This window comes from Caballeronia sp. BCC1704 (assembly GCF_902833455.1).
Classification (GTDB): domain Bacteria; phylum Pseudomonadota; class Gammaproteobacteria; order Burkholderiales; family Burkholderiaceae; genus Caballeronia.
Genome location: NZ_CADFFT010000005.1, coordinates 350,639 through 373,611 on the forward strand (window position 1 = coordinate 350,639; position 22,973 = coordinate 373,611).

Annotated in this window: 23 protein-coding genes; 8 read left to right on the forward strand and 15 right to left on the reverse strand. The window is 65.5% G+C overall.

The features are described from left to right. Positions 1 to 15: 15 nt before the first annotated feature. Complete coding sequence (locus HWX53_RS24640; RefSeq protein ID WP_175945786.1) at positions 16 to 1,584, reverse strand: sugar ABC transporter ATP-binding protein; 1,569 nt, start codon at positions 1,582 to 1,584, stop codon at positions 16 to 18. Further along, positions 1,574 to 2,833 (reverse strand): ROK family transcriptional regulator, encoded by a 1,260-nt coding sequence (locus HWX53_RS24645; RefSeq protein ID WP_175945788.1) that lies wholly within the window; start codon positions 2,831 to 2,833, stop codon positions 1,574 to 1,576. The genes HWX53_RS24640 and HWX53_RS24645 overlap by 11 nt, the downstream gene beginning before the upstream one ends. A 186-nt stretch (positions 2,834 to 3,019) precedes the next feature. Between HWX53_RS24645 and HWX53_RS24650 the strand changes: the two genes are divergently transcribed. Further along, positions 3,020 to 3,526, forward strand: coding sequence for a GAF domain-containing protein (locus HWX53_RS24650; protein WP_175945790.1), 507 nt, complete (start codon positions 3,020 to 3,022; stop codon positions 3,524 to 3,526). A gap of 58 nt (positions 3,527 to 3,584) precedes the next feature. Next, positions 3,585 to 4,562: a substrate-binding domain-containing protein gene (locus tag HWX53_RS24655; protein WP_175945792.1), complete on the forward strand. Its 978-nt coding sequence runs from the start codon at positions 3,585 to 3,587 to the stop codon at positions 4,560 to 4,562. Here HWX53_RS24655 and HWX53_RS24660 read toward each other — a convergent pair. After that, entirely contained in the window at positions 4,559 to 5,743 is a 1,185-nt protein-coding gene (locus HWX53_RS24660; protein ID WP_175945794.1) for a fumarylacetoacetate hydrolase family protein, read from the reverse strand. The genes HWX53_RS24655 and HWX53_RS24660 overlap by 4 nt on opposite strands. A gap of 124 nt (positions 5,744 to 5,867) precedes the next feature. Between HWX53_RS24660 and HWX53_RS24665 the strand changes: the two genes are divergently transcribed. The 4 genes from HWX53_RS24665 to HWX53_RS24680 all read left to right on the forward strand — a co-directional run bounded on the left by HWX53_RS24665 (position 5,868) and on the right by HWX53_RS24680 (position 11,261). Continuing rightward, positions 5,868 to 6,614 (forward strand): IclR family transcriptional regulator, encoded by a 747-nt coding sequence (locus HWX53_RS24665; protein ID WP_175945795.1) that lies wholly within the window; start codon positions 5,868 to 5,870, stop codon positions 6,612 to 6,614. Between the two features lie 293 nt (positions 6,615 to 6,907). After that, on the forward strand, positions 6,908 to 8,101 hold the full coding sequence (locus tag HWX53_RS24670) for an HlyD family secretion protein (protein WP_175945796.1): 1,194 nt from the start codon (positions 6,908 to 6,910) through the stop codon (positions 8,099 to 8,101). A gap of 3 nt (positions 8,102 to 8,104) precedes the next feature. Next, entirely contained in the window at positions 8,105 to 9,688 is a 1,584-nt protein-coding gene (locus HWX53_RS24675) for a DHA2 family efflux MFS transporter permease subunit (protein ID WP_175945797.1), read from the forward strand. Position 9,689: 1 nt separating this feature from the next. Then, positions 9,690 to 11,261 carry an efflux transporter outer membrane subunit gene (locus HWX53_RS24680; protein WP_175945798.1) on the forward strand — a complete coding sequence of 524 codons (1,572 nt, stop codon included), beginning with the start codon at positions 9,690 to 9,692 and terminating at the stop codon, positions 11,259 to 11,261. On the opposite strand, the gene HWX53_RS24685 is transcribed toward HWX53_RS24680, so the two are convergent. After that, positions 11,258 to 11,497 (reverse strand): hypothetical protein, encoded by a 240-nt coding sequence (locus HWX53_RS24685; RefSeq protein WP_175945799.1) that lies wholly within the window; start codon positions 11,495 to 11,497, stop codon positions 11,258 to 11,260. The two genes, HWX53_RS24680 and HWX53_RS24685, sit on opposite strands and share 4 nt — an antisense overlap. Positions 11,498 to 11,692: 195 nt before the next feature. On the opposite strand from HWX53_RS24685, the gene HWX53_RS24690 reads away from it, so the two are divergent. Beyond that, positions 11,693 to 12,157 (forward strand): response regulator, encoded by a 465-nt coding sequence (locus HWX53_RS24690; protein ID WP_175945800.1) that lies wholly within the window; start codon positions 11,693 to 11,695, stop codon positions 12,155 to 12,157. A gap of 20 nt (positions 12,158 to 12,177) precedes the next feature. Here the strand turns inward: HWX53_RS24690 and HWX53_RS24695 are convergent, their stop codons facing one another. The 4 genes from HWX53_RS24695 to HWX53_RS24710 form a co-directional block, all read right to left on the reverse strand. Beyond that, on the reverse strand, positions 12,178 to 12,591 hold the full coding sequence (locus HWX53_RS24695; RefSeq protein WP_175945801.1) for a hypothetical protein: 414 nt from the start codon (positions 12,589 to 12,591) through the stop codon (positions 12,178 to 12,180). Between the two features lie 155 nt (positions 12,592 to 12,746). Further along, a complete protein-coding gene (locus tag HWX53_RS24700) occupies positions 12,747 to 13,187 on the reverse strand; it encodes a hypothetical protein (protein ID WP_244140256.1) in 441 nt (146 codons plus the stop codon). 177 nt (positions 13,188 to 13,364) lie between these two features. Continuing rightward, entirely contained in the window at positions 13,365 to 13,715 is a 351-nt protein-coding gene (locus tag HWX53_RS24705; protein WP_175945803.1) for a hypothetical protein, read from the reverse strand. Positions 13,716 to 13,846: 131 nt separating this feature from the next. Beyond that, positions 13,847 to 14,821 carry a serine hydrolase gene (locus tag HWX53_RS24710; protein WP_175945806.1) on the reverse strand — a complete coding sequence of 325 codons (975 nt, stop codon included), beginning with the start codon at positions 14,819 to 14,821 and terminating at the stop codon, positions 13,847 to 13,849. A gap of 202 nt (positions 14,822 to 15,023) precedes the next feature. Between HWX53_RS24710 and HWX53_RS24715 the strand changes: the two genes are divergently transcribed. After that, entirely contained in the window at positions 15,024 to 16,373 is a 1,350-nt protein-coding gene (locus HWX53_RS24715) for an AarF/UbiB family protein (RefSeq protein ID WP_244140257.1), read from the forward strand. Between the two features lie 4 nt (positions 16,374 to 16,377). Here the strand turns inward: HWX53_RS24715 and HWX53_RS24720 are convergent, their stop codons facing one another. From HWX53_RS24720 to cyoB, 7 genes are all read right to left on the reverse strand, one after another. Next, positions 16,378 to 17,175 (reverse strand): IclR family transcriptional regulator, encoded by a 798-nt coding sequence (locus tag HWX53_RS24720; RefSeq protein ID WP_175945810.1) that lies wholly within the window; start codon positions 17,173 to 17,175, stop codon positions 16,378 to 16,380. Positions 17,176 to 17,220: 45 nt separating this feature from the next. Beyond that, positions 17,221 to 17,949 carry an SDR family NAD(P)-dependent oxidoreductase gene (locus HWX53_RS24725; protein ID WP_175945812.1) on the reverse strand — a complete coding sequence of 243 codons (729 nt, stop codon included), beginning with the start codon at positions 17,947 to 17,949 and terminating at the stop codon, positions 17,221 to 17,223. Positions 17,950 to 17,960: 11 nt separating this feature from the next. Beyond that, positions 17,961 to 19,262 carry an MFS transporter gene (locus HWX53_RS24730; protein WP_175945814.1) on the reverse strand — a complete coding sequence of 434 codons (1,302 nt, stop codon included), beginning with the start codon at positions 19,260 to 19,262 and terminating at the stop codon, positions 17,961 to 17,963. Between the two features lie 68 nt (positions 19,263 to 19,330). Next, on the reverse strand, positions 19,331 to 19,858 hold the full coding sequence (locus HWX53_RS24735; RefSeq protein WP_175945816.1) for a 2,4'-dihydroxyacetophenone dioxygenase family protein: 528 nt from the start codon (positions 19,856 to 19,858) through the stop codon (positions 19,331 to 19,333). Positions 19,859 to 20,022: 164 nt separating this feature from the next. Continuing rightward, positions 20,023 to 20,355: a cytochrome o ubiquinol oxidase subunit IV gene (cyoD, locus tag HWX53_RS24740; RefSeq protein ID WP_175945817.1), complete on the reverse strand. Its 333-nt coding sequence runs from the start codon at positions 20,353 to 20,355 to the stop codon at positions 20,023 to 20,025. Continuing rightward, the gene (gene cyoC, locus HWX53_RS24745; protein WP_175945818.1) at positions 20,355 to 20,960 is read right to left on the reverse strand and encodes a cytochrome o ubiquinol oxidase subunit III; all 606 of its coding nucleotides are present in this window, start codon (positions 20,958 to 20,960) and stop codon (positions 20,355 to 20,357) included. Before cyoC ends, cyoD begins: the two co-directional genes overlap by 1 nt. Then, complete coding sequence (cyoB, locus tag HWX53_RS24750; RefSeq protein WP_175945819.1) at positions 20,961 to 22,970, reverse strand: cytochrome o ubiquinol oxidase subunit I; 2,010 nt, start codon at positions 22,968 to 22,970, stop codon at positions 20,961 to 20,963. Positions 22,971 to 22,973: the final 3 nt, after the last annotated feature.

Genomic DNA, 22,973 nt, shown 5'->3' on the forward strand with positions numbered 1-22,973 from the left:
TAACGTCAAGCAACGTCAAGCCGCCTGACCGAGCGCGGCCCGCGAGCCCGTCGCCAGTTCAATGATTCCTTCCTGCGAGATCGGCGTGCCCGAATGGCCGCCGAGTTCGCCCGCGATCACGCCTTCGCGCATTACCAGCACGCGATCCGCCACGCCGATCACTTCGGGCAGTTCGCTCGATATCACGATCACGCCGACGCCCGATCGCGCCAGGTCGTTGATGATCCGGTAAATCTCCGACTTCGCGCCGATGTCGACGCCGCGCGTCGGTTCGTCGAGAATCAGCACTTCGGGCTTCGTTTCGAGCAGCCGCGACAGCAGCACCTTCTGCTGATTGCCGCCCGACAGCGCGCCCGCATTCACGCGCGCATTCGGCACGCGAATGGACAGCGCCGCGATGGCGTCGCGCGCCCGCGTGTTTCCACGCGCGATGTCCATCACGCCGGCTTTCGCGTCGCGCCCGGCCACCGCGATGTTGATGTTGTCGCGCACGCTCATGTCGAGGAAAAGACCCTGGCCCTTGCGGTCTTCGGTGAGATAGACGAGGCCCGCGTCGATCGCGTCGCGCGGCGTGCGCAACGCGAGCGGCTTACCGTGCATCGACACTTCGCCGCGCGTGCGCTCCTCCGCGCCGAAGATAAGGCGCGCAAGCTCGGTGCGGCCCGCGCCGACCAGTCCCGCAATGCCGAGCACTTCGCCCGCGTGCAGATCGAGGCTGCATCCGCGCACGCGATTGTCGTCGGCCATGTCGCGCACGGACAGCACGACGTGGCCGGGATCGTAAGGCGCGTGCTCTTTCTTGTAGAAGCCGGAAATGTCGCGGCCGACCATCATGCGCACGAGGCTTTCGGCGGAGAGTTCGTCGCGCATCAGCGTGCCGACGTAACTGCCGTCGCGCAGCACCGAAACGCGGTCCGACAACTCGTAGATTTCCGCCATCCGGTGACTGATATAGATGATCGCGATGCCTTCCTCGCGCAGTTGACGCACGAGCTCGAACAGGCGATCGGTTTCGCGCGACGAGAGCGGCGTGGTCGGCTCGTCCATCACGAGGATGCGGGCGTGCGCGTGCACGGCTCGCGCGATTTCGACCAGTTGCCGTTCCGCGATCGACAAGTCGCCGACGAGCGTATGCGGCTTGAACGCCGCGCCCAAGCGCTTCAACACATCTTCGCAGCCGCGCTCCATGCCGGGCCGGTCGACGAGCGACCACGCGCCTTTACCGCGACGCAACTCGCGCCCGGCGTAGATGTTCTCGGCCACCGAGAGATTCGGCGCGAGACTCAGTTCCTGATAGATCACGGCGACGCCGAGCGAGCGCGCGGCAAGCGGCCCGTCGATGACGACCGGCTTGCCGTCGATCAGAATCTGGCCGCCGGGGTCCGCCTGATACGCGCCCGAGAGAATCTTCATCAGCGTGGATTTGCCCGCGCCGTTTTCGCCCATCAGCGAATGCACTTCGCCGGGATACACGGACAGGCGCACGTCGTTCAACGCGCGCACGCCGGGAAACGTCTTGCTGATGCCGCGCATTTCGAGCAGCGGCGTGCGTGCGTCCGGCGAAAGGGCAGAGTCATGCGGCATGGTTCACCTCCTGCGATTTGACACCCGCGCCGCGATGCAGCCCCACGCGTGGCGAGAAGTTGAAGAACATCGGCAGCGTGGCCGCGCCGATTGCGCCCGCGTCCGGGCCGAAGTTGCCGCGCACGATTTCCGGCGTGCCGCGCGCTTCGGGCGCGTTCGCGGCCATCGTCGCGGCGAGACGGTCGATCAGGCGGTCGAGCAGGCCGCCGTCGATATCGGAATCGATCACGACCATCGGCACGTCGAGCACGCAGAGCATCGCGCGCAACGCGGGAGCCAGCGCTTCGATGCAGTCGTCGATCCATTCTTCGACCGCGGGCAGACGCCGCTCGATGCACGCTTGCACGTCCATGCGGCTCGCCGCCGGCGCGCCGGAGAAGTGCAGATGCCGCACGAGCGCATTGAGCGATGCGCGCGAGAGCAGGATGTCCCACTGGCCGGGCGGCTGCGGCGCGGACGGCAGGCGGCTCGGCCGCACAGGCATCACGCCGATGTCGCCCGCATTGCCGGTCGCGCCGCGCAGACAGTCGCCGTCGATGGCGACGCCGCCGCCGATGGCCGAGCCGAGAAAGAGATACACGAAGTCGTCGCAGTGGCGGCCGTGGCCGTAGAACAACTCGGCGGTCGCGGCGGCGTTGCCGTCGTTTTCGCCGAAGACGGGAAGGGCGAGCGCGCGGGACAGCGCGGCGGGAAAGTCGGTCTGATCCCACGCGCGGAAGATGTCCGCGCTCGTCGTATCGGCGCTCACGCCCAGTTCGCGCAGCCAGCTGCCGAGGTTGTACGGCTGCGCGACGCCGATTCCGGTCAGACGCTCGCGTTCCGCTTGGCTCAACAGGCCTAGCATGCCTTCGATATCGCGCTGAACAATCTCCAGGACAGCCGACGGATGCGGCAGCACGCGATCCAGCGCGCTTCGGGCGAGCACGTCGCCCGCGAAATTGACGAGCACCGTCTCGATGCTCGTGCGGTCGAGCCGGACGCCGATGCCGAACGCGCCGCGCGGATCGAGCCGGATGAGCGACGCGGGCTGGCCGCGCTGACCTTCGAGCCGCCGTCCGCTGTATTCGATCAAGCCGGCGCGTTCCAGCGACTCGACGATGCTGCCGACCGCCGTGCTCGTCAGGTTCGCGTGACGCGCGAGATCCGCCTTCGACGCCGGTTCGGTGCGGCGCAGCGCCTGCAATAGCAAGCGCTCGTTGTATCGGCGCACGGACGCGGAATTGCTTCCTCTGCCGCTCGGCAATTTCACTGGCTGTCTCCGGTTATGCTGGCAACCGCCATCTGTGTGACGATTAATTAAATCAAGTTGATTTATTTAATACCGGGGCCGACAGGGTGTAAAGCAGGGAAATCCCGAAGGCGGTTTGGCATTCGGCGTGCAGCGATCGGCGCATAGACGCTAAGCTACACCTCGATCGCACTTCGAGCCGCCGCCATGTTCACGCCTTCCACGCCCTCCCACGCCAGCAAGTCCACGCAGTACGACGACCTGCTACAACAGGCCCGTTCGCTGATCGGCGACGAAGCCGACTTCATCGCGAACGCGGCGAACTTCTCGTCGCTCGTCTATCACACGCTGCCGGATATCAACTGGGCCGGCTTCTATCTGTTCGATGGCGACGAACTCGTCGTCGGGCCGTTCCAGGGCAAGCCCGCGTGCGTGCGCATCGCGCTCGGACGCGGCGTGTGCGGCACGGCGGCGCGCGAACGCAAAACGCAGGTCGTCCCCGATGTCGACGCGTTTCCCGGCCATATCGCCTGCGATTCAGCGTCGCGCTCGGAAATCGTCGTGCCGCTCGTCGGGAGCGACGGCACGCTGATCGGCGTGTGGGACGTCGACAGCCCCGTGCCCGGCCGCTTCGACGAAGAAGACGCGCGCGGCATGGAAGCTCTATGCGCCGCGTTCATTGCGCTGGCGTGGGAAGAGCGTCCGCAAGCGTGAGTCGTGGTCGCTGCCGTTTGTCTACAATGAGGCGACCGTCGATCCCCGACCCGCCTTCATGATCAGCCTTGCCCGCCGCCGTCTGCTCACCACGTGCGCCCTCGCCGCGAGCGGGCTCGCGTCCGTGCGCCCGGCCGCCGCGCAGCCCGGCGGCAAGGCGAGCGTCGCGCTCGTGATGAAGTCGCTCGGCGATCCCTTCGTTCAGTCCATGATCGACGGCGCGAAGAATTACCAGCGGCACTACGCGTCGCAACTCGACCTCACGACCTACGGCACGCTCACGGACAACGACGTGACCGGGCAGAGGCGCATCATCGAATCGCTTGTCGCGGCGAAAGTGGACGCCATCGTGATCGCGCCGACCGATTCCAGAGCGCTCGTGCCGGTGGCCGCGAAAGCGGTCGCGGCGGGCGTCATCGTGATCGCCATCGACAATCCGTTCGACGACGACGCGCAGGACGCCGCGAACGTCACCATTCCGTTCGTCGGGCCGGACAGCCGGCGCGGCGCGCGGCTCGTCGGTGCGTATCTCGCGTCGAAGCTCAAGGCGGGCGATGAAGTCGGCATCATCGAAGGGCCGCCGAACGACCGCAACGCGCAGCAGCGCACCATCGGCTACAAGGAAGCCATGAGCGCCGCGCAACTGCGCGTGAGCGCCGTCGATACCGGCGACTGGACCGCGCCGAGCGGCAAGTCCATCGCGCTGCAAATGCTGTATGCGCATCCGGCGCTGCGCGGCATGCTCTGCGCGAACGACAACATTGCGATGGGCGCGATCGACGCCATTCGCATCGCAGGCAAAAAGGGGCGCGTGCTCGTGACCGGCTACAACAACATCAGCGCGGTGCAGCCGCTTCTCGACAACGGCAGCATGCTCGCGACCGTCGAGCAGTTCGGCGCGCGGCAGGCCGTGTTCGGCGTGGACGTCGCGGTGAAGGCGCTCGTCGAACGGCGCCGTCAGCGCGACTTGTCGCCGTACATGGAGACGCCGGTGCAGGTGGTGACGCGCGAGAAGACGCGCGCCCCGCGCGCTTAAGCGTTCGCCGCGAGCAGGCCGCGCGCAGCCAGGCTGCGATACAGCGCGCGCACGCCGAAGGTCCACGGCTCGATTTCCGTCGAAAGACGCACGGTATTGACGAGCGCGCCGAGTTCCGGCGTCGAGATGGTGACGACATCGCCAAGATGATGCGTGAAGCCGCCGCCTTGCGTGTCGCGGTCCTTGATCGGCGAGAACATGGTGCCGAGGAAAAGCATGAAGCCGTCCGGATACTGGTGATGCGCGCCGTGCGTCTGCGCGACGAGATCGGCGGGATCGCGGCTGATCTCGGTCATGTGGCTCACGCCTTCGAGCACGAAGCCGTCGTCCGCGCCTTCGATGCGCAGCGACACGCTCGTGCCGCGCACCGTATTCAGCGTGAAGCGGCCGTCGAAAAGCCGCACGAACGGGCCGATCGCGCACGACGCGTTGTTGTCCTTCGCCTTGCCGAGCAACAGCGCGCTGCGGCCCTCGATATCGCGCAGATTCACGTCGTTGCCGAGCGTCGCGCCGACGATCTCGCCGCGCCCGTTCACCGCCAGCACGATTTCCGGCTCCGGGTTGTTCCACTGCGAGGTCGGATAGAGGCCGACGTCCGCGCCGAAACCGACCGACGACATCGGCTGCGACTTCGAGAACACTTCCGCGTCCGGCCCGATGCCGACTTCCATGTATTGCGACCACGCGCCGCGCCGCTCGAGTTCTTCCTTCAGCTTCTGCGCGCTCTCCGAGCCCGGCTTGATCTTCGAAAGATCCGCGCCGATCAGCTTGTTGATGGTGTCGCGCACTTCCTGCGCCTTGCTGGCGTCGCCGCCGGCCTGCTCTTCGATCACGCGCTCGAGCAGGCTCACCGCGAACGTCACGCCGCACGCCTTCACGGCCTGCACGTCGCACGGGGCGAGCAGGCGCAAGCCGCCGGGCGCGGCGTCGAGCGTCGCTTGAAGCAGTTCTTGCGCGGTGCCGAGGCGTTCGCCCTGCGCGTTCTTCGCGATGTCGAGCGCGTCGGGGCGGTCGAACAGATCGGCGGTCGTCGGGGCGGCGCGCGTGATGTCGAACACTTCGCCGTTTCGCACCGCGACGACAGCGGGACCATCGACCGGCGCGGGACGCCATACGCGGCCGATCAACACGGCGTCGGCGAGGTCTTCGGGCAGGCAGGAGGAGACGGAAACGGGCGGCATGGCAGGGTCACCGGGCATCGGAAAAGGGAAAATGATCGTAGCTTGCCGCTCCGTCACTGTCCATTGGGTTGCACGTTTGTCCAACATACTGGACGATGCACGCATCCCCGATGCGACGACTCACATGGAAAAGACCTACGACGTTCCGGCGCTGCGCCGCGCGAACGATATCCTCGAAGCGCTCGCCGACGCCGCCAAGCCCGTGCGCGCCGCCGCGCTCGCGGAGCGCACCGGCCTGTCGCGCAGCACGCTTTATCTGATGCTGGAAACGCTCGCGCGCATGCAGTGGATCGAGAAGCGCGACGATGGCTATGTGATCGGCGTCGGCCTCTTCGAGTTGGGCAATGCCTACGTGCGGCACGACGCGCTGCAGGCGGCGTTTCGCGAGGGCGCGGGCGCGTTCATCAACACGCACAACGAAGTCGTGCAGCTTGCCGTGCTGGACGGCGTGCAGGTGGTGTATGTCGCGCGCGAGGACGCGCATCGGCCGGTCCGGCTCGTGTCCGATCTGGGCTCGCGGCTGCCTGCGCACTGCTGCGCGCTCGGCAAGGCGCTGCTCGCGGGACTGGCCGACGAAGCGGTCATCGAGCGGCTGCCCGAGCGCCTCGAAGCGGTCACGCCGCGCACCATCACCCGCCGCGCGGCGCTTTTGCGCGAACTGGCCGCGATACGCACGAGCGGGCTCGCGGTCGAACGCGAGGAAGTGGCCGAAGGACTTGCGTGCTTCGCGGCGTATGTCGGCGTGACGCCCGCGGGCAAGCGCGTCGCGGTATCGACGAGCGTGCCCGTCGGACGGCTCGACGCGAAGCGCGAGAAGCAGATCTCGATGGGCATCGTGCAACTCGCCGCGAAGCTGCGCCAGGCGCTCTGAAGCAATCGCTCGCACGACTGCACCGTGCAGCTTTTGCCAGCGATTTTGAAAACCGCGCTGGGCAATCAGCGCCTCGAAAGCGCGCGGTTTCATGCCAGTCCGCACGGGCGTTCGGTTCGGCCGGTTCCGAGTCATTTGGGAATGCGTCTTGCTCGGATCGTCCGCTCGAATGCCCTGACCGGCAGTCGCATACCGGTCACGCTCGTCACGCAGTATCCGCACGAGGTCCACCCGGCCGCACCGGGATTTCACCCCGAGTCGAACTCCGGACTCCAACCGCAAAGCGAACGCTGATGCCAGATCGAGACGAAACCCAGGACGATGCACGCCCCGGCGCCGCGAAGGACGACGGCAAGCGCGAGTCATCGGAGAAGAACGACCAGGCCGGCAATGACGATAAAGCCAAGAACGGCGACAAGAAGAACGGCAACGGTAAGGAAGAGCGCAAGGGGCCCGGCAAGAAGCCGTTGATCATTCTCGGCATTATCGTGGTGGTGCTCGCGATAGGCGCGCTCGTCTGGTGGTTCATGACGCGCAATCAGGAAACCACCGACGACGCCTATACCGATGGCGACGCCGTCACCATCGCGCCGAAGGTATCGGGCTATGTTGTCGCGATGAACATCGACGACAACCGCTTCGTTCATAAGGGCGATCTGCTGATTCGCATCGATCCGCGCGACTATCAGGCGCAGCTCGATCAGGCGAACGCGCAACTCGGTCTCGCGCAGGCGCAGTTGCATGCGGCCGAAGTGCAGCTTCAGGTCGCGCGGGTTCAATATCCCGCGCAACTCGCGCAGGCGCAGGCGCAGGAAGCGAGCGCGCGCGCCAATCTCGCGCAGGCAAGCGCGGCCTACCAACGCCAGCAGTCCGTCGACGTTCGCGCGACCTCGCAACAGAACATCGACGCCGCCACCGCGCAGCAGAAAAGCGCGCAGGCGAACGTCGCCGAGGCGCGGGCGCAGGTGCGCACCGCGAGCCTCGTGCCGCAGCAGATCGCGCAGGTCGTCGCGTCTGTGGAAGAGCGGCGCCAGCAAGTGCGGCAGGCAGAGGCGCAAGTGGAAACCGCGCAGCTAAATCTCTCGTACACCGAACTGCGCGCGCCCTCCGATGGGTGGATCACCAAACGCAACGTGCAGTTCGGCACGTTCTTGCAGGCGGGCACGTCGATTCTCACGCTCGTCACGACGCGCATGTGGGTGACGGCGAACTTCAAGGAGTCGCAGCTTTCGCGCATGCATCCGGGCGACAAAGTGGATATCGACGTCGACGCGTATCCCGGCCTCTCGCTGCACGGCCATGTCGACAGCATTCAGCTCGGCAGCGGCTCGCGCTTCTCGGCGTTCCCCGCCGAAAACGCGACCGGCAACTTCGTGAAGATCGTGCAGCGCGTGCCAGTGAAGATCGTCATCGATAGCGGCATGAAGCCGGATACGTCGTTGCCGCTCGGGCTTTCCGTGGTGCCCACCGTCATGCTGCGCCACTGAGCCATGAGCGAACCCACCGAACAGGACCACAGCGGCTGGAAGCCGAGCGCGAATCCGTGGCTCATCGCCGTGGTCGTGACGCTCGCGGCCTTCATGGAAGTGCTCGACACGACCATCGTGAACGTGGCGCTGCCGCACATCTCCGGCACCATGTCCGCGAGCTACGACGAGGCGACGTGGACGCTCACGTCCTATCTCGTCGCGAACGGCATCGTGCTGCCGCTGTCCGCGTATTTCTCGAAGATTCTCGGGCGAAAGCGCTACTTCCTGATCTGCATCGCGGCGTTCACGGTGTGCTCGTTTCTCTGCGGCATCGCGACGAATCTCGGACAACTGATCGTCTTTCGCATTCTTCAAGGCTTCTTCGGCGGCGGTTTGCAGCCGAGCCAGCAGTCGATCATTCTCGACACGTTTCCGCCCGAACAGCGCGGCCGCGCGTTTTCGATCTCGGCGGTGGCGATCGTCGTGGCGCCCGTGCTCGGGCCGACGCTCGGCGGCTGGATCACCGACAACTTCACGTGGCGCTGGGTCTTTCTGCTGAACGTGCCGGTCGGCGTGCTGACGACCATCGCGGTAATGCAGTTCGTCGAAGATCCGCCGTGGGAAAAGCGGCAGAGTCATAAGGACGTGGGCATCGACGTGGTCGGCATCGGCCTGATCGCGCTCGGGCTCGGTTGCCTGCAAGTGTTTCTGGATCGCGGCGAGGACGACGACTGGTTCGCGTCCAACTTCATCGTGACCTTCGCGGTGCTCGCGGCGATCGGCATCGTCGGCGCGGCGTTCTGGCTCGTGTACGCGAAAAAACCCGTGGTCGATCTGCGCGTCATGAAGGACCGCAACTTTGCGCTCGGCTCGCTCTCGATCGTCGGCTTCGCTTCCGTGCTCTACGGCAGCGCGGTGCTCATTCCGCAGCTCGCGCAGCAGCAACTCGGCTACACCGCGACGCTCGCGGGGCTCGTGCTGTCGCCGGGCGCGTTGCTCATCGTGTTTCTCATTCCCGTGGTCAGCAAGCTAATGCTGTGGGTGCAGACGCGCTATCTCGTCGCATTCGGCTTCTTTCTGATGGGCTGCGCGTTGATCTATTCGCATCATCTCGTGCCGAACGTCGACTATCGCACGCTCACCATGATGCGCAGCGCGCAGTCCGCCGCCATCGGCTTTCTGTTCGTGCCGGTGACGACGCTCGCGTATCTCTCGCTGCCGAAGTCGATGAACAACGACGCGTCCGCGCTGTTCACCATGTTTCGGAACGTGGCGGGCTCCATCGGCATTTCGCTCGCCACCGCAATGATCCGCGAGCGCACGCAGGCGAACATGGCGCATATGGTCGAGCATCTGACGCCGCTGAATCAGCCGTACAACGACACCGTGCAGCGCATCGCGCGAACGCTGATGGACACGGGCCAGACCATGTCGCAGGCGATGGGCGCGGCGACCGGCCAGATGTACAAAACGCTCGTCTCGCAGGCGACGATTCTCGCGTACCTCGACGTGTTCGCCGCGTGCGCGATCTTCTCGTTCCTTTTCATTCCGATCACGTTCTTCTTCTCGCCGGTGAAGGCGTCTGGTCAGGCGGGAGGACATTGACATGACGCAGCGACTTTCCGCTCGACTTTCGATTCCGGTGCTCGCGCTCGCGATGAGCGCCTGCACGGTCGGCCCCGACTTCAAGCCGCCTGTCGCCGACACGCCGGGCAACTGGAACGACATGCAGCGCGCGCACAACGCAACGCCGGATGCGCGCGCGCCGCACGCCGACGCGCCTTCCGTAGCGACCACATCCGCCGATCCCGATCCGCGCTGGTGGAAGCAGTTCGACGATCCTACGCTCGATTCGCTGATCGACCGCGCGGTGGCTGGCAATCTCGATCTGCAAAGCGCGGTGCTGCGCATCGCGCAAGCGCGTGAGCAAAGCGTGTCGGCGGCGGCGCAAGGCTTGCCGCAGATCAGCGCGAACGCGAGCGTCATGCGCGAGCAACTCGGGCTGAAGGGCTTGCTCCAGTCGCAAGGGCTGTACAGCCGCATCGACGCGCTGGGCGCGAACGGCGCGCCGATCCGGCAAGGCCTCGACTCGGCAACGGGACCCGTCACGCTGTTTCAGGACGGCTTCGATGCGTCGTGGGAACTCGATCTTTTCGGGCGCGTGCGGCGGTCGGTGGAATCGGCGAATGCAGAGACGCAGGCGGAAATCGAAAGCCGCAACGACGCGCTGGTCTCGCTGGAAGCCGAAGTCGCGCGCACGTACGCGCAGTTACGCGGCGCGCAGTCCATCCGTGAAATCACGCTTGCCGAGATCGACGCTGAACAGCAGATTCTCGACCTCACGCGCGAGCAGGCGCGCGTCGGCCTGACGAGCCAGCAGGACGTGCAGAGCGCGAGCGCGCAAGTCGGCGCGTTGCAGGCGCAGGTGCCGTCGCTCGAGGCGCAGATCGCGCAGGCGATGAACGGGCTCGCCGTGCTGACGGGCAGCGCGCCGGGCACGCTGGACGCCGAACTGTCCGATGCCCGCGCGGTGCCGCCCGTGCCGCCGACGGTGCCGGTCGGCCTGCCGTCGACGCTCGCGCGCCGCCGTCCCGATATCCGCCGCGCCGAAGCGCAATTGCACGCGGCCACCGCCGAAGTGGGCGTGGCGGTCGCGCAGCTATATCCAGACATCTCGCTGACCGGCCAGGTCGGCACGCGAGCGACCAAAGCGAAATACTTGGCGCGCTGGTCGAGTCTCTTCTGGTCGGTCGGGCCGAGCATTTCGCTGCCGATCTTCGAAGGCGGCGCGCTGCGCTCGAACGTTCGCGTGGCAAAGGCGCAAGCCGCGCAGGCGGCGCTGCAATATCGGCAGACGGTGCTCACGGCGCTTCAGGATGTGGACAACGCGCTCGTCGCATATCGGACGGAGCAGGACCGGCGCGCGGCTCTGGTGCGTACCGTGGAGGCGAATCGCGTGAGCCTGCAACTCGCGACGGACAGCTATCGCAAGGGACTGACAGCGTTCGTCACGGTGCTCGATGCCGAGCGCCAGCTTGCGCAAACGCGCGAACAGCTCGCGCAGTCGACGGTGAACGTGACGACAGATCTAATCGCCGTGTACAAGTCGCTCGGCGGCGGATGGCAGGACGATGCGCAAGACGGCGCGAGCAAGAGCGCCGATGCAGGCAACGGCTAGCGGCGGCGCTTCTTCCAGTCGTAGTCGGCGGGCGGGTCCGCGACGCCGGGTTTGCCGACCGATTGCGGATTCTCGCTGCACAGCGTGACGAAGCCGACCGGTTCGCCTTGCGCCTGGCGCTTGCGCAAGGCTTCGGCAAAGCGCAGCGCCTCGGCGAGCGCGGCGGCGTCGAACTGCTGGTGACGCGCGTGGCTTTGGGCGTCGGCATCGCCTTCGAGCCAGTAGACGACGAACATCGTGTGCCTCCGTAGGGAGCGAGCGTGCCGCTCGCAGGTGAACTGGGTTCTTCTTGGTGCAAGCGTCCGGCCCGCGCGGCGTCCGGGTATTCCCGGGGTGCAACGTTGGCGCGCGCCGCACTGTACGGGCAAACCCTGAATGCTGCGTCGCGGAACGCGCGTTGCTAAAACAGTCGGTCAATCCGAGGCCAAAAAATGCAATCAACGCAACGACAAGCACGCGTACCGGAAGAAGCGGTGTGGCAGATTCCCGTTCGCGCTGCGCATCACGACGAACCGCGCGTGCTCATCGCCGACGACGACCTCGACGCCACGCGCGCCATCTGTCTCGCGTTCGAGGACGCCGACTTCAACGTGCGCGCCGTGCACACGGGGCTGGACGCCGTGGCGCTCACGCGCAAGTGGCGGCCCGGCGTCGTGCTGCTCGATCTGATGATGCCGCTCGGCGACGGCTGGGAAGCGGCCGAAGCGATTCGCGCGCTCGATACGTCGATGATGCTGCTCGCGCACACCAGCCGCACGTGCCCCGACGATTGCGCGCGGGCGCGCCGCACCGGGTTCAACGGCTATTTCGTGAAGCCGAGCCCGCTGGATCGCATGATCGACGTGATGCGCGCCTATTATTCGACGCACGAACCACGGCGCGAGCGCGAGTGCTGAAGGCGAGCCGCGCCGGGTGACTAGACTTGCTTGAGACGGCGCAGCGCGTCGTTGCGCGAAGTGCCGGCCGCGGCTGGCGGGCTCAGCAGCGCGCTGTCGTTGCGGTCGACCGGCCGCGCGGGCAGCGTGCGTTGCAATCCGGCGCTGAAGCCTTTTCTGAACGCGCGGCGGTAGGTGCGGCGGTACGCCTCGTCCGTCGATACTTCGCCGCTGTAGTCGGACAGAGCCTCGGTCAGCGCGCGTTGCTCGTGCGCGAGGGTGCGCAGCAGATCGATCAACACAGGCTGGCCGACACCCGCGCCGTCCCCGCTCGCGAGCACATCCGACAGCGCCGCCACCGCACGCGCGACATCGTTGCTGCGTTTCTCGATCGCCACCGGATGCGCGATGACAGGATGCCCTTCGGGGTTGATCGTGATCTTGACTTGGTCCATCTGCTCTTCCTCGTTGCTCGGTACACGGCGCAACGCGCCCGCTCCTTCGCGAGAAAGCATTTCTTTGCATCCGGACGAACGGCTGCGCGCGGCCGCGCGAAGTGTGCCCGAGTCGATCGACGGCGGCAACTGCCGTGGCGCGTGGATGCGGCGTTTCAGGCGTTGACGCGCCGTGCCGGAACTTCGTCCACGGCCACTGCGAGCGCGTCCATCTCACGATCGACATGCTGCTTCAGCACGTCTTCCCAATATTGGCAGTAGCCGGCCCAGAACGGGACTTGCGTTTGCGCGCAGGCATCGGCAGGCAGCGGATGCGGCAGCATGCGAGCGAGCCGCGCGATCTCCCTGCGCTTCCACTGCAGCAGCGTGCGGCGCGGGCCGCGCACGGCCGGGCAGAGTTCGTTCATGCGCGTGATGGCCAGCCACAGACCTTCGGCCGGATGCGAAGCCATGGTCGTGAGAATCGCGGTGTTCGGGCGCGGCCCGCGTTCGTGACACACGACCGCGCCGATCTGCCCGAGGATGTACATGCTTCGTTCGATACGCTCACCGGCTGGCGGCTGCATGGCGCGTCCTTTTTCTGATGGTTGTTTCATGGCGCTCTCGATTGCCTCACGTGCAGCCGGAAGCCGTTGCGACACGGATTCCGGCATCGCGATATTGATACGTTATAGCGTGAGCGCATTACGATACCGTATCGAAAATAATCGGGATCGCATATCGACAAAAATCTACATTGACGACGGGCGCTTTTTGCTGCCGCTGGTCACGGATCACCGCTGCGTGTAATCGATCGGCTCGGGCGGCGCGTTGGCCGCGAGTTCCTGGCGCCGCTGCTCGGTTGCGGCGTGCACGCCCTTGTCGTAGAAGGCTTGCGCGGTGTGTTGTTCGAGCGCGGCGAGCAACGGAAGGCTTTCTTCGGCGAGAGAATGCATGAGATGCAGGATGTCGCGCCTCATCGGCTCGGGCCACGCGCAGAAGTGCTCGAACGCGCCGGGCGCGGCGATCATGCCGACCAGCGACGCAAGCAGTCGCGCGCGGCTTTTGCAATGCTCGCCGATGGGCTCGGCGTGCGAAACGACGACGCGCCCCTGCGCATCCACCGAAATGTCGAAGGACTTCATGCGATACCTCGCTTGCCTCGAATGTCCGCCGTGGCAACGGACGCAAAGCGAGATTACCTGCGCGCGAGGCTTCGATCTGCGCTCAGTTCGGAAACGAAGCCGCGAGCAATCCGAAACAACGCTGGCGAGGATCAGCGCGCATCGAGGCAGAGCACGTGTTGCTCGAAGAGCGCGCGGACGTTTTTGTTCGCGGCGGTGTTGTCGCATGTCGCGGCTGCGACGATTCCCGCCTCGCGCGCAACGAAGATGAACTGCTCGCCGAAGCCCGCCGCGAACGCATAGCGCGGCGCGATCCACCACAGGTAGCCGTACTGCGCGTCCTGCATCGGCGGGCCGCCCTCGCTGTGCACCGACATGGCGTCGTCGATGAACGACGCATCCACGAGTTGCGCGCCTTGCCATGTGCCGCGATCCAGCATCAGCGTGCCGAGCTTCGTCATGTCGCGCGCGCGCAGCATGAGTCCGCGCCCCGCGAACGTATGGCCGTCTTCATCGGCGATCCATTCGCTCGTTTCAATGCCGAGCGGCGCGAAGAGCTTGTCGCGCACATACGCTTCGACGGTCGCGCCCGTCACCGCTTCGACGGCGAGCGACAGCAACTGCACCGCATGCGAGTCATAGCGAAAACGCGTGCCGGGCGCGTCGGCCATCGGACGCGAGAGCACGAAGTTCAGCCGGTCGTCCTCGCCGGCGAGCCGCTCGCACGCGCCGAGCAGACACTTGTCCACTGCGCCTGGTTCGCACTCGAAGCCCGAAGTCATCGTGAGCAGATGGCGCAGCGTGATGCGTCGGACGCGCTCGTCCAGCGCGGGATCGCGCGCCTTCTCGATGATCTCGCTGATCGGTGTGTCGAGGTCCGCGAGCAGCCGCTCGGTCAGCGCGATGCCGACGGCCAGCCCCACGACGCTCTTCGTGACCGAATTGACGTTTTTGAGCGTATCGGGCGCGGCGTCGCTGCGGTAATGTTCGAATTCGATGCGGCCGTCCCGCACGACGACGAAGCTTCGCACGCCGCTGTCCTCGCTTTGCAGCGCATCGCGCAGGGCGCTCGGGTCTTGTCCGTCGACGGAACCGCGCGCCGGAGCGTCTTCCGTTTTCATGTGCATGGTGGTGGTTCGAGGCAGAGCGCAGAAAACGCGCGGGTTCGAATCGTGCTGTAAGTGCTGCAAAATGCAAATCGAGCAAGCCGAATGCCACGGCACACTCAAGCCAAAAGGACTTCATTTGCCCGTCCGACGACTCGCAACGCTCTGGCGTCTTGGCCGGGCGTTCGTCCGCGAAAGCCAATCAGATAGCGACGGCGCGTCGATGCAACGCATCGCGCGCTTCTTCGCCGTGCATGGCGCGCGCGCCGCGCCGCTCGCGGGCGGCGTGCCGGCGTTGAGCCAGTTGCCGCGCGTGTTCTCGCTGGCATCGGGCGCGCTCACGCGGCATCCCGCGCTCGCGGAAGCGGCGGTGCGCGTGGCGCTCTCGGAGATGGAAGGTCTGTTCACGCCCTACGATGCCGCCAGCTTTCGCAGCGCGTGCGCGCTCGCGCTCGCAGCCGCGCCGCGCGCCGAAATCACCGGGATCAGCGCAGCGCCGCTGCGCTCGGGCATTGCGGAGCAGACGCATGCGGCACGCATCGAAGGCGTCCCGGTCCGCATCACGCTGCTTCGCGCGGACGCACGCCAGGAACTCGCCGACGATCTCGATCTGGCGCTCGCCGCCGCGCGCTTCGCCGAGCGGCGTTCGGCGACGGCCCGCGAGTTGCAGGCGGTGCAGTGGTTGAGCCGCGTGCGCGAGAGCGTGCATTCGATGATCGACCTGCGCCAGCGCGCCGCCGATCAGAGCTATCTGCGTTACCGCCTGCGCGACGACGACAGGCTCGCCGTGCCCGAAGTGCTCTGGGACTTTTGTAACGACGCCGTGCTGACGACGCGCGCGATCGACACGGTGCCGCTATCGGACGGCCACGCGCTCGCATCGCACGGTCTCAAACAGGCGGATCTCATCGCGACGCTGATCGAAGCGTTCTTCGAAATGGCGCTCGGGCAGGGCGTGTATCACGCGGGGCTGGACGCGGCAGGCGCGCGCGTCAGCATCGATCCCGGCACGCGCGGCAAGATCGTGCTCGAAGCCGACAACGCCATTTCGTTCTTCGCTGCGCACGAGCGCGATTTCATCGTCGGTGTATCGAACTCGCTGCTCGAAGGCGATCACAAGGCGGCGGCACGCACGCATCTCGAACACGGGCGGCCAGAGGAACACGCGGCGCATCATGAAGTGCGCGTCGAGTCGACGTATCGCCGGGAAGCGGAGCGTTTTTCGTCGACGGATGCGCGGCAGGGCGCGCACGTCTCGCATTTGTTCGATGCGATCGGTAAGGCGCCCGCCGAGCACATGTTCAGCGCGGCGCACGGGCGCATTGCGTCGCGGGCGGTGCTGCTGTCGCGCTCGATGGAGACGATCGAGCGCATGGCGCACACGGTCGCGCCGGATGTCGATGTGTGGAAGATCGCGCGGCGCGTGATCGCGCGGCTCGCGGCGGACCAGTTCGGCTGCCACGGTCTGCTCGCGCACCTGGCGCAGGAAGCGACGCATTGGCCGCAGTTGCTGCCGCGCCTGCCGACTTTGATCGCCAAGCGCGCGGGCGCGTCGCAAGGCAACGCGTTCTGACGCTTTAGCGCGTGCCGGGACTCATGCGCTCGGCAATCGCGCGGCACGCAGACTTCAGCGGCGCGACGTAGGTTTCCATCGGCGTTTCGCTCTTTCGGAAGAGCGGAATGCTCACGCTGACGCAGCCGAGCGGCGCGCCGTTCGCGCCGACGATCGCGCTGCCGTAGCAGAAAATCTGCGCTTCGTTCTCCTCGCGGTCTTCGGCGTAGCCGCGCGTCCGGCATGCGTCCAGTTCGGCATCGAGCGCGCTTCGGTCGACGATGGTGTTCGACGTGAATCGCTGAAACGGGATGCCGTGCAGGAGCGCGTCGCGTTCGGCGGGCGAAAGCGTCGACAGATACGCCTTGCCGACGGAGCTCGAATACAACGTGACCCGCGTGCCGATGCGCGACGCCATGCGCACCGCGTGCGGGCTTTCCAGCTTCTCGACGTACACCATTTCCGCGCCGCTTCTCACCGCCAGATGCACGGTTTCCTGCGTGGCATCACGCAGCGCCTGCAACGCGTCGGCGGCGGCGATGCGCAAGTCGGACCGCTCCCAGCTTCGGCTCGCGAGCGACATCAGGCGCGGGCCCAGCGTATAACAGCCGCCGCGCGCGCTTTCGACGACGAGCCCTTCGGCCATCAACGCGCCGACGATGCGGTACACCGTCGGGCGTGGATAGCCGCTTTGCGTCGTCAGACGCGCGATGGTCGGCGGCTCGGGCGCATCGGCGATGAGCTGAAGTACCGCCATGAACTTGGAGAACGCGGCGGTGCCGGTTGCCTTTGCGGCGTCGAGAGAGGCGGGATCAGCGGCCATGATCGGATAGGGAAGCGGCGGCGCGGCGATTATATCGACGCTCGCTTACGCCACGAGATAGCCGCCGTCCACCGGCACGATCGCACCGGTCATGAACGCCGCCGCCGGCGAAGCCAGAAACGCGACGACGCGCGCCACGTCCTCCGGCAAGCCCCAGCGTTTCATCGGCGTGCGGTCAAGAATGGCTTGCGAGCGGCCGCCGTCGTCCTGAAGCGCCTGCGTGAGCGGCGTGGCGATCCAGCCGGGCGCGACCGCGTTCACGCGAATGCCGTCTGCCGCATAGGCAATGGCGAGCGACTTCGTCAATTGCGCGACGCCGCCCTTGCTCGCGCTGTACGCGGGCACGAGGCCGCCGCCGAAGAATGTCAGCATCGACGCCGTATTGACGATGCTCCCGCCGCTTTTCGCGAGCAACGGCCGCGCGGCGGCGCACATGCGCATGGTGCCGTTCAGGTTGACGGCGATCACGCGTTCGAACGTCTCGATGTCGTGCTCGTCGCCGCGCTTGATCATGCCCGCGCAGTTCACCAGCACGTCGAGCGCGTCGAGGCGGTTCATGAGATCGGCGGTGCTCGCGACGTCCGCGACATCGAGCGCCGTGACTTCGATGCCGCCGCCGAGCGCGTCGCGCTGCGCATCCGTCGGCGCTATGCCCGCCGCGATCACGCGCGCGCCGAGCGCGGCGAACTGCTGCGCGATGCCTGCGCCGATGCCCTGCGTGCCGCCCGTTACGACGACGGCCTTGCCTTTGAAGAGATCAGTCTGGAAGGTCATATCGGTCACCCTCAAACGACCGGCACGGCCGACGCCGGCTGCTCGGAATCCTGAATCGGCACGCGGACGACGAACATATAAACGAGCGCCGCCGCGAACGCGACGCCCGCGCTGATCAGGAACGCGTTGACGAACGAATGCGTCTTGTCGACGACGAGGCCCGTGATGAACGGCGCGAACGAGCCGCCGAAATAGCCGCCGAAGTTCTGAATACTGCCGAGCGACGCCACCATGTGACGCGGCGCCGCCACCGAGACGAGCGCCCACGCCGCGCCGCTCGCCATGTTGACGAAGAACATCGCCGCCGAGAGATACGTGATCGCGAGCGCGAGGTTCGGCGTGAACGCGGCCGGAACTGTGAACAGCGCCGCGCCGATGAGTCCGGTGCAGATCGGCCACTTGCGGCTGCGGATCGGTGCGACGCCGCGGGCCATCAGTCCATCGGCGATGAAGCCGGACGACAGCATGCCGAGCGTGCCCGCCAGATACGGAATCGACACGATCCAGCCGGTCTTCGCGATGGTCAGATGCCGCTCGTGTTCGAGATACGCGGGCAGCCACGTCAGATACAGCCACACCATGTAGATCACGCCCATGAAGCCGAAAATCATGCCCCAGGTGGTCGCCTTGCTGAAGAGGCCGCGCCATTCCGCGAAGCTCATGCTGCGCTCCGTGCGCTGCGCGGGCTCGCCTTCGGTCAAGTGCGCGATTTCCTGCGGCTCCAGCGCAATGTCTCGCCGGTTGCGATACACGATGTACCAGCCGATCGCGACCGCAATGCCCAGCACGCCCATGATGACGAACATGTTGCGCCAGCCGAAGCTCAACAGCAGCACGGTCAGAATCGGCGGGGCGAGCGCGGGGCCAATGGTCGAGGACGTGACGAAGATGCCGGTCGGCTTGCCGCGTTCGTGTTGCGCGAACCATTCCGAGACGACCTTCGCGCCGGCCGGAAACTGCGGCGCCTCGCCGATGCCGAGCGCGATGCGCGCCGCGAGGAACTGATGCAGGTTCGTGACGAGGCCGCCGAACAACTGCGCGACGGACCAGACGAACATGCCGAGACCGAGCATGATGCGCGCGCCGAAGCGGTCGAGCATCACGCCGATGGGCAATTGCGAGAACGCATACGCGAACGAGAACGCGGACAGCAGCAGCCCCATCTGCGATGCGGAGAGCCCGAGCTCCTGCGTGACCGAATGATTGGCGATGGACAGCGTGCTGCGGTCCAGATAATTCACGATCCCGGCGAGCGTGAGGAACGTGAGCGCGATCCATTGAATGCGCTTGATGCGTGGCGATTTGCTCTGCATGGTGTCTCCCCGATGCGTTTCGTTGACGCTTCGGCTGCTTATGATGGTTTGGCTATTTAATGGACGAACTAGCGAATGAACTGATCGACGAAATCCGCGCCCAGCCCGACGGCTTCATAGTGCTTGCGGCACATGTCGACCTTGGTGAACACGTCCTCATAGCCGGTGTAGTTGCCGTACGGATCGCAATAGAACATCACGCCGTTCACCTGAAAGTACGTAATCATTTCTTCGACGTCTTCGGGCACGTAGAGCGTATGCGTTTCGCCGGGCGGCTCGAAGACATAGCTGCCTTCGGTGGCGACCCAGTCGTGCTCCAGATACCGCCAGCGGCCCTTGAGCACCATGCCGTGCACGGCCTGCGGATGACGATGCCGCGAGAGCACGCCGGACTTGCGCACGCGCAGCAGGTTCATCCAATAGCCGGTGGACACGTTGAGACAGAGCGGGCGAAACCAGACGTTCTCGGCTTGCGGAACCCATTCGCGCTCGTCGGTCGGAATCGCATGACCGATCACGATTTCTTTCTGCGCTTCCTTGGGATTGGGGAATTGGTACGGCGTCATTGCGTCCGCCGACGGTTTTGGCGCGGGCATCGCGTCTCCTGTGTCCATAATGTGGATCGTGAAATCAAATTATGGACAGATGGTCGCGCCGCTTGCAGGAATTGTCAAGATTTGTCAGCGACCGCAGAAATCGGCGGACGAAAAAAAAGCGGGCCCGGAAACCGGACCCGCCTCTTTCACCGATGCCTGCGGCGTTAGCGCGCCATCATCAGCATGTGGACGTTATGCATGACCCATACCGTACCGACGACGATCACGAGCGACATCAGGATCGTGTAGGCAAACGACAGGGCGTGCCAGCGTTGTCCCTTCGACGTGTTCACGTGCAGGAAGAACACCACATGGACCACCATCTGAATGGCGGCCAGCACCGCCAGCCACACGATGCCTTGTTCGCCCGACACCTGGGCCGCCGTGACGAGCCAGAACGAAACCACCGTGAGAACGACGGCCAGCACGAAGCCGGCGAGATATCCGCCCACGGTGACGCGCGGAATATCGCTATGCGTTATATGCGTATGAGCCATTAGACGACGCTCGCAAGGTAGACGAAGGAGAACACGCAAATCCAGACGATGTCGAGGAAGTGCCAGAAAAGGCTGAGGCAGGCGAGCCGGCGGATCTGGCGTTCGTTCAGCTCCGGCTTCTGCATGATTTGCAGCGCCAGCACGACGAGCCACACGAGGCCGAGTGTGACGTGCAGACCGTGCGTGCCGACGAGCGTGAAGAACGACGACCAGAACGCGCTGCGCTGCGGACCCGCGCCTTCAGCGATCAGATGGGCGAACTCGTGCACTTCCAGCCACAGGAAGCCCGCGCCCAGCACGAACGTGACGAAGAGCCACGCGAGCACGCCGCCCGTCTGCTTGCGATGCGCCGAGATCATCGCGAAGCCGAACGTCAGGCTGCTTGTGAGCAGCAGGCCGGTTTCGATCGCGACATCGCGCAGGTTGAAGAGATCCTTGGCCGTGGGGCCGCCCGCGAACTGGTTCGCCATCATCGCGAAGGTCGCGAAGAGGGACGCGAACAGCACGCAGTCGGTCATCAGGTAGGACCAGAAGCCAAACACCGAGTGAGACGGCTGGTGTTCGTGCTCGTGCGCGTCATGCGCGGAAAGCGTCGATTGCGACATTTACAGCACCTCCAGTTCCAGTTCGCGCCCCGCGCCGGTCTTGGCGGGCGACTTCGGCGGACGGTTCCGCTCTTCGGTCGCCTTCACCGTGGCGGCGGGGATGATGTAGCCGGCGTTCTCGCCGAAGCTGTAGCCGATCACGACCGCAGCGACGCCGATCAGGCCGACGATAGCCAGCCACCAGATATGCCAGATCGCCGCGAAGCCGAACGCCAGCGCGAACACGCCAACGAAGAAACCGGCGCTCGTGTTCGACGGCATATGGATGTCGCGGAACGGACGCGTTTCGACGCGGTTCGTTTCCTTCGCGTGGGCGAAGTCGTCGAGTTCACGGACAGCCGGCACATGCGCGAAGTTGTAGACCGGCGGCGGCGAGCTGATCGACCATTCGAGCGTGCGGCCGCCCCACGGGTCGCCCGTGACATCGCGATAAGCCGGCTGATTGCGGCGAATCACGCTCACGACGATCTGCGCAACCTGGAACGCGACGCCCAGCGCGATGATGCCGACGCCGCACGCCGCGACCACCAGATACGGCTGCCACGCCGGATTGTCGTAGTGGTTCAGGCGGCGCGTCATGCCCATGAAGCCGAGAATGTAGATCGGCACGAACGCGACGAAGAAGCCGACGAACCAGCAAACGAACGCGTTGCGACCGAGCTTTTCGTCGAGCTTGAAGCCGAACACCTTCGGCCACCAGAACTGCACGCCCGCGAAGTAGCCGAACACCACGCCGCCGATGATGGCGTTATGGAAGTGAGCGATCAGGAACAGGCTGTTATGCAGCACGAAGTCCGCGCCCGGGATCGCCAGCATCACGCCCGTCATGCCGCCGAGCGTGAACGTGATGATGAAGCCGATGGTCCACAGAACCGGCGTGGTGAACTGCACGCGGCCGCGATACATCGTGAAAAGCCAGTTGAAGATCTTCACGCCGGTCGGGATCGAGATGATCATCGTCATAATGCCGAAGAAGGCATTGACGTTCGCGCCCGAGCCCATGGTGAAGAAGTGGTGCAGCCACACGAGGAACGACAGCACCATGATGCAGCACGTCGCCCAGACCATCGTCTTGTAGCCGAACAGCGGCTTCTTCGAGAACGTGGATACGACTTCCGAGTAGATGCCGAACGCCGGCAGAACCAGGATGTAGACCTCGGGGTGGCCCCAGGCCCAGATCAGGTTCAGATACACCATCGGGTTGCCGCCGGCATCGTTCGTGAAGAAGTGCATGCCGAGATAGCGGTCGAGGCCCAGCAGCGCGAGCGCGACGGTCAGAATCGGGAACGTCGCCATGATGAGCACGTTCGAGCAGAAGGCCGTCCACGTGAACACGGGCAGCTTCATCCACGTCATGCCGGGCGCGCGCATCTTCACGATGGTCACGAAGAAGTTCACGCCGGTGAGCAGCGTGCCGACACCGGACAACTGCAGCGCCCAGATGTAGTAATCGACGCCGACGCCCGGGCTGAACTGCGTTTCCGACAGCGGCGGATACGCGAGCCAGCCGGTCGCCGAGAACTCGCCGATGAAGAGCGACAAGTTGATCAGCACCGCGGCCATCGCCGTCATCCAGAACGACAGCGAGTTGATGAACGGGAACGCAACGTCGCGCGCGCCGATCTGCAGCGGCACCACGAGATTGAAGAACGCCACGAGCAGGGCCATCGCCATGAAGAAGATCATGATGGTGCCGTGCGCCGAGAAGATCTGGTTGTAGTGATGCGGCGGCAGGAAGCCCGGCGAGTCGAGCGCGACAGCCTGCTGCGCGCGCATCATGACGGCGTCGACGAAGCCGCGCACGAGCATCAGGCCGGCGACGACCAGATACATGATGCCGATGCGCTTGTGATCAGTCGAAGTCAGGTACTCGCGCCAGAGCCAGCCCCATTTTCCGAACTTGGTGAGAAGGGCGGCCGCACCGAGCGCCATGACCGCCATGAGGACGGTCGCCCCCATGATGATCGGCTCGTGGTACGGGATCGCCTCAAGCGTTAATTTGCCGAACATGGC

Coding starts and splice junctions, on each gene's coding strand:
- HWX53_RS24640 (WP_175945786.1), bottom strand. CDS start 1,584: ATGCCGCATGACTCTGCCCTTTCGCCGGACGCACGCACGCCGCTGCTC.
- HWX53_RS24650 (WP_175945790.1), top strand. CDS start 3,020: ATGTTCACGCCTTCCACGCCCTCCCACGCCAGCAAGTCCACGCAGTAC.
- HWX53_RS24655 (WP_175945792.1), top strand. CDS start 3,585: ATGATCAGCCTTGCCCGCCGCCGTCTGCTCACCACGTGCGCCCTCGCC.
- HWX53_RS24660 (WP_175945794.1), bottom strand. CDS start 5,743: ATGCCGCCCGTTTCCGTCTCCTCCTGCCTGCCCGAAGACCTCGCCGAC.
- HWX53_RS24665 (WP_175945795.1), top strand. CDS start 5,868: ATGGAAAAGACCTACGACGTTCCGGCGCTGCGCCGCGCGAACGATATC.
- HWX53_RS24670 (WP_175945796.1), top strand. CDS start 6,908: ATGCCAGATCGAGACGAAACCCAGGACGATGCACGCCCCGGCGCCGCG.
- HWX53_RS24675 (WP_175945797.1), top strand. CDS start 8,105: ATGAGCGAACCCACCGAACAGGACCACAGCGGCTGGAAGCCGAGCGCG.
- HWX53_RS24680 (WP_175945798.1), top strand. CDS start 9,690: ATGACGCAGCGACTTTCCGCTCGACTTTCGATTCCGGTGCTCGCGCTC.
- HWX53_RS24685 (WP_175945799.1), bottom strand. CDS start 11,497: ATGTTCGTCGTCTACTGGCTCGAAGGCGATGCCGACGCCCAAAGCCAC.
- HWX53_RS24690 (WP_175945800.1), top strand. CDS start 11,693: ATGCAATCAACGCAACGACAAGCACGCGTACCGGAAGAAGCGGTGTGG.
- HWX53_RS24695 (WP_175945801.1), bottom strand. CDS start 12,591: ATGGACCAAGTCAAGATCACGATCAACCCCGAAGGGCATCCTGTCATC.
- HWX53_RS24700 (WP_244140256.1), bottom strand. CDS start 13,187: ATGAAACAACCATCAGAAAAAGGACGCGCCATGCAGCCGCCAGCCGGT.
- HWX53_RS24705 (WP_175945803.1), bottom strand. CDS start 13,715: ATGAAGTCCTTCGACATTTCGGTGGATGCGCAGGGGCGCGTCGTCGTT.
- HWX53_RS24710 (WP_175945806.1), bottom strand. CDS start 14,821: ATGCACATGAAAACGGAAGACGCTCCGGCGCGCGGTTCCGTCGACGGA.
- HWX53_RS24715 (WP_244140257.1), top strand. CDS start 15,024: ATGCAACGCATCGCGCGCTTCTTCGCCGTGCATGGCGCGCGCGCCGCG.
- HWX53_RS24720 (WP_175945810.1), bottom strand. CDS start 17,175: ATGGCCGCTGATCCCGCCTCTCTCGACGCCGCAAAGGCAACCGGCACC.
- HWX53_RS24725 (WP_175945812.1), bottom strand. CDS start 17,949: ATGACCTTCCAGACTGATCTCTTCAAAGGCAAGGCCGTCGTCGTAACG.
- HWX53_RS24730 (WP_175945814.1), bottom strand. CDS start 19,262: ATGCAGAGCAAATCGCCACGCATCAAGCGCATTCAATGGATCGCGCTC.
- HWX53_RS24735 (WP_175945816.1), bottom strand. CDS start 19,858: ATGCCCGCGCCAAAACCGTCGGCGGACGCAATGACGCCGTACCAATTC.
- cyoD (WP_175945817.1), bottom strand. CDS start 20,355: ATGGCTCATACGCATATAACGCATAGCGATATTCCGCGCGTCACCGTG.
- cyoC (WP_175945818.1), bottom strand. CDS start 20,960: ATGTCGCAATCGACGCTTTCCGCGCATGACGCGCACGAGCACGAACAC.
- cyoB (WP_175945819.1), bottom strand. CDS start 22,970: ATGTTCGGCAAATTAACGCTTGAGGCGATCCCGTACCACGAGCCGATC.